This is a genomic window from Clostridium cellulovorans 743B, from assembly GCF_000145275.1.
Lineage (GTDB): Bacteria > Bacillota > Clostridia > Clostridiales > Clostridiaceae > Clostridium_K > Clostridium_K cellulovorans.
In genome coordinates this window covers 2094354-2108058 of the sequence record NC_014393.1, presented here as the reverse complement: position 1 = coordinate 2108058, position 13705 = coordinate 2094354, and the positions used below count along the sequence as shown (strand labels likewise).

16 protein-coding genes are annotated in these 13705 nt (G+C 32.0%); all 16 read right to left on the bottom strand.

The window, feature by feature from the left end; all coding sequences use genetic code 11:
- Positions 1 to 5: 5 nt before the first annotated feature.
- The gene (locus CLOCEL_RS08720) at positions 6 to 731 is read right to left on the bottom strand and encodes a FliA/WhiG family RNA polymerase sigma factor (protein WP_010077309.1); all 726 of its coding nucleotides are present in this window, start codon (positions 729 to 731) and stop codon (positions 6 to 8) included.
- Positions 732 to 745: 14 nt separating this feature from the next.
- Complete coding sequence (locus CLOCEL_RS08715) at positions 746 to 1426, bottom strand: flagellar brake protein (RefSeq protein ID WP_010077310.1); 681 nt, start codon at positions 1424 to 1426, stop codon at positions 746 to 748.
- Between the two features lie 11 nt (positions 1427 to 1437).
- Entirely contained in the window at positions 1438 to 2307 is an 870-nt protein-coding gene (locus CLOCEL_RS08710) for a MinD/ParA family protein (protein WP_010077311.1), read from the bottom strand.
- Positions 2301 to 3533 (bottom strand): flagellar biosynthesis GTPase FlhF, encoded by a 1233-nt coding sequence (flhF, locus tag CLOCEL_RS08705; RefSeq protein WP_010077312.1) that lies wholly within the window; start codon positions 3531 to 3533, stop codon positions 2301 to 2303. Before flhF ends, CLOCEL_RS08710 begins: the two co-directional genes overlap by 7 nt.
- Complete coding sequence (flhA, locus tag CLOCEL_RS08700; RefSeq protein ID WP_010077313.1) at positions 3523 to 5607, bottom strand: flagellar biosynthesis protein FlhA; 2085 nt, start codon at positions 5605 to 5607, stop codon at positions 3523 to 3525. The genes flhF and flhA overlap by 11 nt, the downstream gene beginning before the upstream one ends.
- Positions 5608 to 5618: 11 nt before the next feature.
- Positions 5619 to 7442, bottom strand: a complete 1824-nt coding sequence (locus CLOCEL_RS08695; RefSeq protein WP_010077314.1) for a fused FliR family export protein/FlhB family type III secretion system protein — start codon at positions 7440 to 7442, stop codon at positions 5619 to 5621.
- Positions 7443 to 7452: 10 nt separating this feature from the next.
- Positions 7453 to 7722 carry a flagellar biosynthesis protein FliQ gene (gene fliQ, locus CLOCEL_RS08690; RefSeq protein WP_010077315.1) on the bottom strand — a complete coding sequence of 90 codons (270 nt, stop codon included), beginning with the start codon at positions 7720 to 7722 and terminating at the stop codon, positions 7453 to 7455.
- 12 nt (positions 7723 to 7734) lie between these two features.
- Complete coding sequence (fliP, locus tag CLOCEL_RS08685; protein ID WP_010077316.1) at positions 7735 to 8508, bottom strand: flagellar type III secretion system pore protein FliP; 774 nt, start codon at positions 8506 to 8508, stop codon at positions 7735 to 7737.
- Positions 8495 to 8854, bottom strand: coding sequence for a flagellar biosynthetic protein FliO (locus CLOCEL_RS08680; RefSeq protein WP_010077317.1), 360 nt, complete (start codon positions 8852 to 8854; stop codon positions 8495 to 8497). Before CLOCEL_RS08680 ends, fliP begins: the two co-directional genes overlap by 14 nt.
- Before the next feature lie 8 nt (positions 8855 to 8862).
- Positions 8863 to 9330 (bottom strand): flagellar basal body-associated FliL family protein, encoded by a 468-nt coding sequence (locus CLOCEL_RS08675; protein ID WP_010077318.1) that lies wholly within the window; start codon positions 9328 to 9330, stop codon positions 8863 to 8865.
- Positions 9331 to 9342: 12 nt separating this feature from the next.
- Positions 9343 to 10053 (bottom strand): OmpA/MotB family protein, encoded by a 711-nt coding sequence (locus tag CLOCEL_RS08670; protein WP_010077319.1) that lies wholly within the window; start codon positions 10051 to 10053, stop codon positions 9343 to 9345.
- Positions 10046 to 10852, bottom strand: a complete 807-nt coding sequence (locus CLOCEL_RS08665; RefSeq protein ID WP_010077320.1) for a motility protein A — start codon at positions 10850 to 10852, stop codon at positions 10046 to 10048. The genes CLOCEL_RS08670 and CLOCEL_RS08665 overlap by 8 nt, the downstream gene beginning before the upstream one ends.
- Positions 10853 to 10866: 14 nt before the next feature.
- Positions 10867 to 11049: a flagellar FlbD family protein gene (locus CLOCEL_RS08660; RefSeq protein ID WP_010077321.1), complete on the bottom strand. Its 183-nt coding sequence runs from the start codon at positions 11047 to 11049 to the stop codon at positions 10867 to 10869.
- A gap of 69 nt (positions 11050 to 11118) precedes the next feature.
- A complete protein-coding gene (locus CLOCEL_RS08655; protein ID WP_010077322.1) occupies positions 11119 to 12543 on the bottom strand; it encodes a flagellar hook protein FlgE in 1425 nt (474 codons plus the stop codon).
- A gap of 79 nt (positions 12544 to 12622) precedes the next feature.
- Entirely contained in the window at positions 12623 to 13009 is a 387-nt protein-coding gene (locus tag CLOCEL_RS08650) for a TIGR02530 family flagellar biosynthesis protein (RefSeq protein ID WP_010077323.1), read from the bottom strand.
- A 35-nt stretch (positions 13010 to 13044) separates the two neighbouring features.
- Positions 13045 to 13698: a flagellar hook capping FlgD N-terminal domain-containing protein gene (locus CLOCEL_RS08645; RefSeq protein ID WP_010077324.1), complete on the bottom strand. Its 654-nt coding sequence runs from the start codon at positions 13696 to 13698 to the stop codon at positions 13045 to 13047.
- Positions 13699 to 13705: the final 7 nt, after the last annotated feature.

Sequence of the window (13705 nt, the reverse complement as noted above, 5' to 3'; positions counted from 1 at the left end):
ACCTCTTATTTGTATTTTAACTTGCTCAAGTTCTTTCTTAAATGAGCAATGGCCCTTGTATGCAATTGGCAAACTCTAGATTCTGATACTTCTAATATTTTGCCTATTTCTTTTAAAGTTAATCCTTCATAATAATATAAATTTAAAACTAATTTATCTTTTTCATTTAGAAGTTCGATAGCTTTAGCTAAGTATTCCATCTTTTCCTTGTCCTCTAAATCTTTTTCTGGACTCGGACTTTTGTTATCCTTTATGGTGCCAATAAGCGGCATATCGTCATCTTCTGAATATATTAATTCTTCTAAAGATACTACTGAAAGATAATTTATATGGTTTTCAATTTCTATGACATCAGCAATATCAATAGCCATCTCACAAGCGATTTCATCCACTGTAGGTTCCCTAAGCAATGTATTTCTAAGAGAATCTATGGCACTGTTATATCTATTTAATTTATCCATAGCGCCTTTTGGTATTGGGCTATTTCTTCTTAGTTCATCTATCATAGCGCCTTTAATTCTTATTGAAGCATAAGATGAAAATTTCATTCCTTTACTTTCATCAAATTTATTTAATGCATCCATCAGTCCTAGAATTCCATTGCTTACTAGATCATCAAACTCAATATGCTTTGATTTCCCAATGATAACTCTAGAAGCTATATATTTTACTAATGGAATGTATTTAGTTATTATTTCCTCATTCATAGTAGTGCTGTTTGCAAGTGCCATATTATATTTCCCCCTTATAATCTTTTGCTAAGTTGTCTCATTATCGCAAAGCTAACTTTAATTATTTTATCCCTATCACGTTCATTTAAATTTTCAAAATTAATCCCATAGGTTACTCTATTACTCTCATCCTTATTTATACAAACGATTTTACTTAAAACAATTAATAATTGATCATTTAATGGTACTTCTAAAATTATATAATCATATAATTTCATTGGCTTATCAAATGTAACCTTAGCACCACACGCACTTAAATCAAGAACCTTAGCACTAGATACTTCATTTCCAGACCTATTAATGATGTCGTTAATGATTTTAGTATCACCTTTTTCCAATATCTTGCTAACTTCTTCTTTACTCACTTCATGGAATTTGGAATCCACTAAAAAATTTACCCTTACAAATCGTCGTCTTTGATATCGCTCAATAACTTTGGGTTTATCTACAACAATTAGATTAATATTATCTTTGATATATTCTCGAATTATTGTTTTAAAACTATTTACTCGTAAATTAGAGATATAGTTAATCTCAATTTCACTTCCGATAGGTGGAATAAAAAAATTTCCTTCCTTCATTAGCAATCCGATAGTAAGCTTCTCTTCATCAATAGACTGAATAACACTTTTAAACACCTGCTTATCATAAGTTACATTGATATGTGAGTTAACCTGTAGATCTAACCCCTTCATAAATAATCTCCTTAAGAAAAAATATTAAATATCTTTTTAAATAAATTCTTTGTCCCTAGGTCATTATTTTTTAAGTCCGAGTTCATTAACTTCCTCGAAATTTTAGCTATATCCTTCGCTGCGCTACAATTTGGGGAACCTAATACGAAGGGTTTTTGGTTTCTTACAGCTTCAACTAATCGCTTATCTTCACTTACATAGCCTAATAACTTAACTTTCATTTGTAAAAATTTTTCTACAGCTTGTTTAAATTTATTATAAGTCATCTCACCTTCTTTGTCATCTAAAATTCTGTTGACAATAATGTTTAATGAGTCCTTAATTTTAAAATGATTTACAGCTTTGACTAAACTATACGCATCCATAAGTGATGTCGGCTCAGGAGTCATAATAACGACAAGCTCGTCACAGCAAGCTATGAACCCTAATACGGTCCTATTAACCCCTGCTCCAGTATCCATCAAAATGAAGTCTAAATTCTCTAAATTTCCAAGTTTTTCTAAGAACCTATTCCTTTGAATAGATGTCAATTCTTTTATTTTGTTAATGCCAGTTCCACCAGATAATAGTTTTACTCCATATGGTCCTTCAATAATTACTTCCTCAATTTCCTTGTCAAGTAATATGATGTCATAAATATTATACTTAGGAGAATACCCCATTAGAAGATCATCATTTGCCATGCCAATATCTGCATCAAAAATAAGTACTCTCTTCCCCTGCTTTTGTAGTTCAATTCCTAAATTAACAACGAAATTGCTTTTGCCTACTCCACCTTTTCCAGAGGTAACAGTGATAATCTTAGGTTTATTCTCTTTAGTACTTTCTTTTTTTCTCCCTTGATTTGCTAGTTCTCTTAATCTTTGTGCTTGGTCTAACATATTTTTTCTTCTCCTAGAATAAGTTTAACTAGTTCGTCTTTATTTGGAACTCGTATATCTTCCGGTACACTTTGTCCTGTGGTTATAAATCCAAGAGGTTTTTGGGAATCTTGTAGAATATTTATTACTGAACCATATGTACTTGTTTCATCAAGCTTAGTAATTATTACTGCATTATAGTTTAAAGGTCTATACCCTTCAATAATTGCCTCAATATCTTTGTTTTTTGTAGTACTACTTAAAACTAAATATATATTATCTGTGGCAACTTTATGCAAATAGGCTCTAAGTTCTGAAATTTGCATAGCATTTTTACTACTTCTACCGGTTGTATCTATTAATATAATATCGCAGTAATCGAATTCTTTTATTGCTATTTCCATATCAGACATATTGAATATAACCTTAAACGGAATATTCATTATTTCTGAATATGTTTTTAATTGCTCTACAGCACCAATTCTATAGGTGTCTAATGTAATAAGTCCCACCTTTTTCTTTTCCATTAAAGAATATCTTCCAGCGAGTTTAGCAATAGTAGTAGTCTTACCTACTCCTGTTGGTCCTACTAGTATTACTACTTTATTAGGAGTTTTCTCAAATATTTCAATATTATTTTTAAGAACCCCCCTCAAGGCACTAACCCTCTCTTCACTAGGAACATCCTCGGAAATTTGTGAACTCAAAAATTCTATTACACGCTTATCTACATCATTATCTTCTAAAAGTTCTGTCACTTCATCACTTTTTTCCTTAGGCATTTCTGCGTTTTCTTTTGTAATCAATGAATTAATAAGATCTTTCATTTCTTTCATTTCATTGACAAGTTTACTGTCATCAGAAACCACCTCAGGATCTTTGATATCATGTTTATCTTTGCCAGTAATATTAGTATCCTTAATATTGCTACCAAAATTAGTTTTATTTCTATTATCAATAAACTTATTACTACTTTCATTATCTTCTTGAGTTTTTTGAATATTTTGTTGTATAGGTATTTCCCCTGAGAAAAGTGACTTTATTGCTTGTAAACTATCTGAAGAATCTTTATTCCTACTATCATCGACAGTAGCAGTAACTTCAAGAAGCTTTGATGAGAAGAAGCCTTTTATACCAGGCTTTCTAACTCTTCTTTGACTTAGTATAATGGCATCTTGACCAAGTTCATATCTAATTCGTGTCATTGCTTCATTCATGTTTTTAACAACATATTTTTTAATTCTCATTGACTAATACAACTCCCTCAGCCTTAATTTCCACGTTATTAGGAATTTCATTTAATGATAATACTAATACATTTGGGAAAACCATTTCTATTAATCTTCTAAAAGCTGGTCTTATCTTAGGTGAAACTAATACAGCTGGCTGATTTTCATAGAAATATACTGAGTCTAAAGTATCTCTTAAGGATGCAAGTATCCTTCCTGTTATATCTGGATTAATAGCAGGGAATGATCCTTGTATAGACTTTTGTATACTATTTGCTATTAAATTTTCAACCCCTGGTTCTAAAGTAACAACTGTAATAGAGTTATTAGCATCAATTAGTGGAGCACAAATTGTTCTCCCGAGCGACATTCTTACATACTCAGTTAAAATTTCTACATCCTTTGTATTTCTTGAATTATCCGCTAAGGTTTCAAGAATTGTTACCATATCTTTTATTGGAACCTTTTCTTGAAGTAAACTCTTAAGTACTTTTTGAATCTCACCTAATGTCATTAAATCTGGAACTAATTCTTCTACAACTGCTGAATATTTTTCTTTTAAAGAATCTATTAATTCTTTTACTTCTTGTCTTCCTAAAAGTTCATAAGCATGACCTTTGATAGTCTCTGTTAAATGTGTAACCATAACAGTTGTAGGATCAACAACTGTTAACCCTCTAATTTCTGCATCCTCTCTTTGGTCTTTATTTATCCAAACAGCAGGAAGACCGAAAGTCGGTTCCACCGTACTTATTCCTGGTATCTCTATATCAGGAGAAGTTGGATCCATACATAAAAGCATATTAGGGATTACCTCACCCCTTGCTATAATGGTTCCTCTTATCTTAACCATATATTCATTAGTTTGAAGTTGAAGATTATCTCTTATTCTAATAGGCTGCACAATTATTCCTAATTCTATTGCACACTGCCTTCTTACAGATGCTATTCTTTGAAGTAAATCTCCACCAGAACTTTCATCAGCTAAAGGGATTAATCCATAGCCGATTTCTATTTCCATTGGTTCCACATTTACTAAATTCATAACATTCTCTGGTTCTCTTTTTTCAGTTTCAATTATTTGATTCTGTTCATTTTCTATTTCTTTTATAATTTGAGTTTTTTCATCTTTATAAAGGAAATACGCAAGACCAAAACAAACTGCTGCTAAAGCTATAAATATAAACTTTGGCATACCTGGTATTAAAGCTAATACCATAAGAATTGCTCCAGCCATAGCCACTACCTTTGGGAATGTAGATAGTTGATTTATCAGCTGATTACCAAATGATGATTCATTATCACCTGAACGTGTTACCAAAATACCAGATGCTGTGGAAATAAGAAGTGCTGGAACTTGGCTAACCAAACCATCACCTATAGTTAGCTTTGTAAAGGTTGCAGCAGCTTCAGCAACTTCTAATTTCATCATAGTAACACCAATTATTATTCCGCCTAAAATATTTATTGCTGTTATAATAAGTCCTGCTATCGCATCACCCTTAACAAACTTCATAGCACCATCCATAGCCCCATAAAAGTCTGTTTCACTTTGAAGATTTTGCCTTCTTTTTCTTGCGGTGGCTTCATCTATCATACCTGAGTTAAGATCTGCATCTATACTCATTTGTTTACCAGGCATAGCATCAAGAGTAAATCTAGCAGAAACTTCTGCAACTCTACTAGCACCGGCTGTAATAACTAAGAATTGAACAATTACAATGATAAGAAATATAATTATACCTACAACATAATTACCACGTATTACTACCTCACCAAAGGTTTCTATTATATGCCCTGCATTTCCCGCTGTAAGTATTCCTCTTGTTGAGGAAACATTAAGTCCTATTCTGAACAATGTAGTTATCAATAATAGAGTAGGGAATACAGACACCTGTAATACATCCGTTGTGAACATTGTCATTAATAATATTAAAATAGAAAAAGTAATATTAAAGGCAATAAGTATATCAAGCATAAATGGTGGAAACGGAATTATTATCATTAATATAACTCCAACTATCATTAATGCAACTATTACGTCCTTATTTTTAGTTAGAGAAAAACCTCTAGAATTTGACTTTGTCTCCAAATCAATTCCCCCTACCTCTTCTTCATCTTAAGAACCATTGCTAATATCTCTGCAACTGCTTGATACATATCAATTGGTATCTCTTCATCAATATCGACTTCTTTATATATTAACCTTGCTAAAGGCTTATTTTCTATAATTGGGACTTTATTCTCCTTGGCTATTTCTTTGATTTTAAATGCAATATTATCAGTTCCTTTCGCAACTACCATAGGGGCTCCCGCTGATCCCTCTTCATATTTTAGTGCAACGGCAAAATGGGTTGGGTTAGTAACTACTACTGTAGCATTAGGAACAGCTGCCATCATTCTAGCCCTAGAGAGCTCTTTCATCTTTTGCTTTCTTTTTGCTTTTATTTCTGGATCTCCTTCCATCTGCTTATACTCTTCTTTTACCTCTTGCTTGGTCATTCTCATTTCTTTTAAGAATTTTTTCTTTTGATACATATAATCTGCAATACCAATAACAGATAAAATAAGAGCTATTTTCAATAAAATACTTGTTACTATTTTCTTGAGTTCATAAAGAATAGCACCTTCCTTGAGATTGATTAAAAGCATAATATCAACAATATCATCAGATACCAACTTATAGCCTACGTATCCTACAATAATTATTATTGTTACATTTTTTAACAAATCCACAACACTTCTCATAGAGAAAATTCTTTTAAACCCATCTACAGGATTTATTTTTTTTAAATCTGGCTTTAACGGCTCACTTGTATTCATAAAACCTGTTTGCGCCAAGCTAGCAGCAACACCAGTTACCATAACAATAAATGCTATTGGTAAAATCAAAATCGCTCCATCTATCATTGCGATTTTTAAGATTTCAATCAAACCATCCTCTGTTAAATTACCATTAGTTACACTAAAGAACTTCATTATAATATTACTCATTCTATCTATAAACATATTCCCTAACGCTGCGAGGCCAAATGCAGTAGCTAAAAATGTAATACCAAGACCCAAATCTTTACTCCTAGCTATCTGCCCCTTTTTCTTTGCATCAGCCAGCTTCTTACTAGTTGCTTCTTCGCTTTTTTCATCAGCAAAGACAACAAGTATAGATGTAATACTAAAAATTTTCTCTAATGCATGGGGAACTTCTTGAAATGAATTAGTTATAAGTCTTACGAAAAACGGAGCTGATACTGCAAGAATTCCAAATCCAATAAGAAGTTTAACTGGCATTCCAAGAATCATTATATTAAGCTGAGGCATAGTTCTAGATAAAACACCCATAAGTACGTCAGCAACTAATATAACAAGAATTATTGGCAATGCAATTTTTACACCAATAGCATAAAAATGCCCAAATAACTTAAGTATTTCTTGTAAAGTTCCTTGATCTAGAAAGAAAACTCCTATACTTACTTTGTCATATGTAGCAATAAAAGCTTTTATAACATAATGATGCCCATCTATAATAAAAAATATCATAATAGCTATTAAGTTAAAAAATCTTTCTAAATATGTAGCAGTAGAGTTTGCTGTTGGGTCAAATAAAGTTACCATTGAAAATCCAACTTGCATATCTATTATACTTCCTGCTATTCTAGCTGCTATAAAAAACAAATTTATAATAAAACCAACAGCAAGACCAGTAGAAAATTCATTTAAGCATTGAATAATCAATTTCGTAGGTTCAGTAAGTGCTGAAGCTCCAGAGTAATTAATCACTGGAAGAACCATATATGCTAATATCAATATTAAAACAGCTTTTAATATATTGGGTGTCCCGGTAGGTAAAATACCTGGTGCTGCAATAAACATTCCTGCCAATCTTAATGTTATCAGGATTAATGCTACAAAAAACGTAATATTTATCAACTTTCCTCACCTACATCGTAATATTAGCTATCATCTCAAAAACTCTTTGAGTAAAAGCAACTAAAGTATGTAGCATCCATCTTCCCGAAATTATTCCAACTAAAGCAATGCCGATAAGCTTTGGAACAAAAGTTAATGTTTGCTCTTGAATTTGAGTAGTGGCTTGAAAAATACTGATTATAAGGCCTACTAAAATCGCAGTTATTAATATAGGTGCTGACATTAAAAGCCCTGTGGTTATAGCATCTTTCATCACTGTTGCAAGCATGTTTTCACTCATGTTAATCCCCCTTTATCCGAAGCTTAAAACTAATGACTTCACAATTAGATTCCATCCATCAACCATAATGAATAATAAGATTTTAAACGGTATTGACACCATCATTGGAGAAATCATAAACATACCCATAGACATCAATACAGATGCAACGACAAAATCTATTATCAAAAATGGTATATATATAAAGAACCCTATAGTAAATGCTGTTTTAAGTTCACTTATTATAAAAGAAGGAATTACTACTTCCATTTTTAAATCTTCTGGCTTAGTCTCCTCAGCCACCCCTCTTATATCCCTAAATAATTTCAGATCCTTTTTCCTTGTTTGTTTCAGCATAAAGGTCTTCATTTCCGTTGTTCCAATATCTATTGCTTGCTGCTGAGATATTTGATTGTTCAGATACGGCTGCAACGCATTTGTATTCACTTTAGATATAGTAGGTGACATTACAAAGAATGTCAAAAATAAAGATAAGCCTATAAGCACTTGGCTTGGTGGTGTTTGCTGAGTTCCTATAGCATTTTTTAAAAATGATAAAACTATAGATATCCTGGTAAAACTAGTCATTGTCAATAAAATAGAAGGAAGTAAACTTAGCGCAGTTAATACAAGAAGCAATTTGATGTTATCAACGTACTCTTGTGGTGAAGATGATTTTCCATCTACAGTAAGATTTATATTCGGTATAGGCATCGTATTTGTAGTGGCTGCAGAAACATATTGACTTTTTACAACTAGTATCGCTAATAAAAATACTAGCACAATTATCAGTTTATTCTTTTTCATATTTATCTTCCTTCTTCTTATTAAGTTTTTTAATAACACTACTGTAATCAAAAGCATATTTACTAAATTGCTGCTTTTTTTGCAGTTCTATGTTATCTATTTCACCTTTTTCGAGCTTTAATAAAATATCAACGCTCTTTTGAGTGGATGATAGAACATAACCTTCTTCGCCAATTTTAGCGAGAAGGATAAAGTTTTCTTTTGATAACTGTGTTCTTTCAATTATCTTAATGTATTTTCCATCATTTAATGTTATATATTTGTTCCCACCTAACTTTAAAGCTAGATACATCAAAACAATAATGAATATCGTGGCAACTAAAAACTGAATTATAGTGGCTATCATATTATCTCCTATTGAATAATTATACTATCGAAGTACACATGGTTAATTTCACCCTTTTCTAGTAATGGGTTGACAGTATTAATTATTTGTATTTTCAATGTTTCAGTTCCTTCTTTTGTGAAGTCTGTGTTTGTCTTTGTTCTTATTAATGTAATAACAGCATCTCTTATAATAGTTTTCTTTGTTTCAAGCTCTTTCGCAAATTCTTCAGACTCTTCACCGCCATCATAACCTAAGCTGATTTTTGTTTGAATGTATGTTTTTGGTTCTGATAAGTTTAATTTAAACTCGTCTAATGAATATGTTACTTGATGTGCTAGTGGGTGAACTGTTTTTTGTGTTACCTTTTCTGCACTCTTAGTAAAGTAGAAATAAGCTGTTGCAAAAGCTGCTCCGACTAAAACTATTGCTAGTAATAATCCAATTAATATTTTAGAAAAACCACCTTTTTTAGCATTTTCATTTTTTTCGCTCATAATATCCCCCCGCTATTTGTTGTCACCTGGTACAACTATTAATATATTTACTCTTCTATTTTCTGCCCTATTAGCATCACTATCATTAGGTTTAATAGGATACCACTCACCATAAGCCTTAGTTACCATTCGATTTTGACTAATTCCTCTTGAAGCAAAATATTCTAAAACACTATTAGCTCTAGCATATGATAAATCTCTATTGTTTTTATAGACTCCTGAAATGGGAACATTATCAGTATGCCCTTCAATTTCGATGAGATTCCCTATACTCGCTATAATTTCTGAAATTTTATTTAAAGTAGTTGCAAAATCTGTCTTTATTTCTGCTTTTCCAGAATCAAAAAGAATTTTTTCATTAAGTTCAATATTGATTCCTCTTTCATCCTTTGTAAGTTTTACTTGCCCTTGCAAAGTATTTTTATCAATCAATTGTTGGATCTGAGAATATAAATCAACTGATTTCTCAGCATCCTTTTGTGGAGTTTCTTCTCCAACTATAGGAACTTCCCCTTCAGGATTCTTATCATTCAAAAGACTTTCTGCAGGATTCTTAGTGAACATATTGTTCAAGGCAACTGATATTTGCTCAAACTTTTGCGTGTCAACATTTGACATAGAATATAGCAATACGAAGAATGTTAGAAGTAACGTGACAGTATCTGCATATGTATTAATCCATGCAGTTCCACTAATGTCTGTTTTTTTTCTTTTTCTAGACATTTCCTAAAACCTCATCACCTTTAGTGGCTTTAAACATTTCTAATCTTTCTTTTGATGAAAGATATGCTATTAAAGTTTCTTCTACAACTCTCGTGTTAACGCCTGACTGAACAGATAAAATACCTTCTATCATCATTTCCTTTTGCAGAACTTCTTTTTGTGATTTAAGCTTAAGATTTGCTGAAGTCGGTAGATAAAGCATATTGGATAATATAGTTCCGTAAAAAGTTGTTATTAAAGCCACTGCCATACTAGATGCAATTGTAGTTGGATCATCTAAATATGCAAGCATATTTATTAGTCCTATAAGAGTACCAACCATGCCAAAGGCTGGAGCATAATCTCCAAGAGTCTTCATTAGGTTTATTCCTTCTGAATGTCTTTCTTCCATTTGGTCAATCTCTAACTCTAAAATTTCTTTAATAATAGCAGGCTCAACACCATCAATAACCATCTGTATTCCCTTTTTTAAGAAATTATCTTCAACATCTATAATACTTTCTTCTAAGGACAATAATCCTTCTCGTCTAGCTTTTCTTGATAGTAAAGTAAACAAATTTAAAAGCTGAATGTTGGATAATTTAACTTCTTTAAATGCCACCATAAAATACGATGGAATCTTTAAAATTGTTGCTAAAGGAAATGTGATTGCTGCGGAACAAATAGATCCAAAAACGACTATGATTATGGATGGGAAATCAAAAAAGTTACTAAGCTCACCTCCTAGGAAAATTGACCAAATTATCAATATCATACCTATTACAATAGTAATTGGAGTATAGAGGTTAGTTTTTTTCATTTTTTATCACACCCTTAAATCAAAATACGTCTTTTGTACTCATATACCTTCTCTAAAACTTCATCAACTGATTCCTTTACTAAATATTTTTTTCCATTAACAAGTGTTATAACAGTTTCAGGAACACTTTCGATTTTTTCAATTAATTCACCATTCAAAACCATAAGTGTATCGCTTAATGTAGTAACTTTAATCATTATCTCACCCCTATAAGAATTGTGAGTTGATGGTTTTCACCAACTCACAATAATTTATATAGCTAGTATTTACCTTTTAAGCTGTACTAATTCTTGTAATATTTCATCACTTGTTGTAATAATCTTACTATTAGCTTGGAATGCTCTACTTGCAACAATCATTTCTGTAAATTGTTCAGCTAAATCAACGTTTGACATTTCAACAACACCATTTACACAGCTTCCAAAGGCATCTTCATTACTTCTATCTTTTTCAGTTCCAACTGAAGATCTAATGATAGGCTCTCCACTATTTGCTGAAACATTATATAAGTTATTACCTAACTTTTGAAGACCAACAGTGTTCTTGAAGGTACTCATTGCCAATTGTCCTAAAACAGTAACTCTACCATCTTGTAGTACCCCTTTGATAACACCATTCTTTTCAATATTGAAGTTTTTAATAGCCTTTTCTCCATCAGCATTAACTGTAAACTGCCAACTATTCTTTGCAGCAGCTTGTATGTCTGCTGGAGTTGCTGGATCAGTAGGTGCATTATTAAGCACAATATCTAATTGACTTAAAGTTTTTGTACTTCCGTCAGCCATTTTAATGTTTATAGTATCTGCATCTGCTACTGCTACTGCATCACTTCCATTGATTGAAATAACATAACGTGGTGTGGTCATTGGTGGTGTAACTGTAGTATCCTGATATTTATCATTAAAGAAAATTTTTATTGTAACATCTGTATCACCAACATATGTGTTGTCAGCATTATTTATTGTTATATCTGGTTTGTCTGTGGTAGTTGATGAACCTGTATAAGTCATAGCTAGTCCAACTGGAGCGCCTGTTGCATCAAGAGTATTTCTTGTTGCTGCAATTGCAACTTTATTTGGAATCTTCATTGGTACTAATGTATCTGTTGCAGCTGTTATACCATATGGTGAATTGGCATCTACGAAATTACAGTTACCGTTTGCTGCGTAATCAACACTGGAAATTCCAAGACCTGTTTCTTGTAGTGGATATCCTAAGATTCTGTATCCTGAATTTGATAGTAGATTTCCATCAGCATCTAAGCTAAAACTTCCATCTCTTGTGTAGTTAACACCCATTCCATTACCGTTTATTATGCTGTGAGATAATGTATCAAGGGTAACACCAAATTCGTTACCTGTTGGTAGTGGTCCAGTTGCTACCATGAAGAATCCATCACCATCAATAGCACAATCAAGGTTACTTCCTGTATTTTGTAGATTTCCTTGTGTCATGTTAGTTGTAACAGCACTTACCTTTACTCCTAATCCAACAACAGAAGGATTGGTACCACCAAGATTGTAACCTGGCGCTGAAGCACTTGTCATGTTTTGATATAGTGAATCAGTAAATCTTATTGAAGAGCTTTTAAAAGCTGTTGTTCCAACGTTTGCTATATTATTACCAATTACGTCTAATTTAGTTTGATTAGCCTTTAAACCAGTTATTCCTGAATACATTCCTTTTATCATAATTAACCCTCCATTTTTTTAGTTCTACTCTCCAACTTCTGTCCATTCATTGGATTAGCTTCCCATTTTGGGTCCAGCCTTATAGTAAAACTACACTATCTATATTTGTTATAATATTTTCGTCATTTTTATCCATAGCAGTTATTATCGTATTGTTTTTGAAACTAGCAATAAGTGCATAATCCTTATATAATATAACACCTTCACTAGCACCTTTTTCCTTAGCTTTGTCTATAGCCGATTTTATCTTGATCATATCTTCATCGTCTATTTTTATATTTCTTTCATCCAATCTAGCTTGAGCATGTTTTGAGATCTTAACTTTTTCATTTAATTTTATTTGATTCTCTAAAGCTATCTTAAAAGAACTTTTTTGAGGATTACTACTCCCCCTAGCTTTACTTTGTTCCTTTATACTGATAGGGTCAATAGAGTGAATCTGTCCATTGATAATCCTATATGACATTTTATATTACCTACAACTACACTTTCATTAAATTCTTATTCATCAACTGTGATAATTTCTTTTAATGCTATAGTTGCTGATAAAGTTTGTCCATCCTTAACATATTGAAGCTTTCCATAAAGGTAACCATCAAGACCGTTTATTACAGAAGTTATTTTACCTTTAAGATAATTTTTATTTTCATCTACTCTATTAACTGTTACGTTTTTACCAACATACTCTCCTGCACTGCTAAGCTCTTGTTTTTGCTCTACAGATAAGATATCTGACATTGTGAACTTACCATCTGCTGAATCTAAAAGTAAATACACATTTCCATCCTTTTGTGTTGTGCCAGCAACTGTACCAGTAATATAATTTCCCTTTTCATCTGTATACTTAGTTACTACAGTTTTTCCAACTAAATTATTAGCTGATGAGAATGTCATTGTCGTATTTAAGTTGGTCATCTGCTCCAAAGCTGAAAATTGTGCCATTTGAGCTACATATTGTGTAGAATCCGCTGGATTAGATGGATCTTGGTTCTTTAATTGAGCTGATAATAATCTAACAAACATATTTTTATCTGTTGTTTTGCCATCAACTATCTTAGTACCATTTGCAGTCTTAGTTCCAGTTACTACTCCATTATTAGCCTTATTTGTTTCTGTTGACTCTGCTTTAAAAGCAGAAACACCTGAAATCGTCATTTTTTCC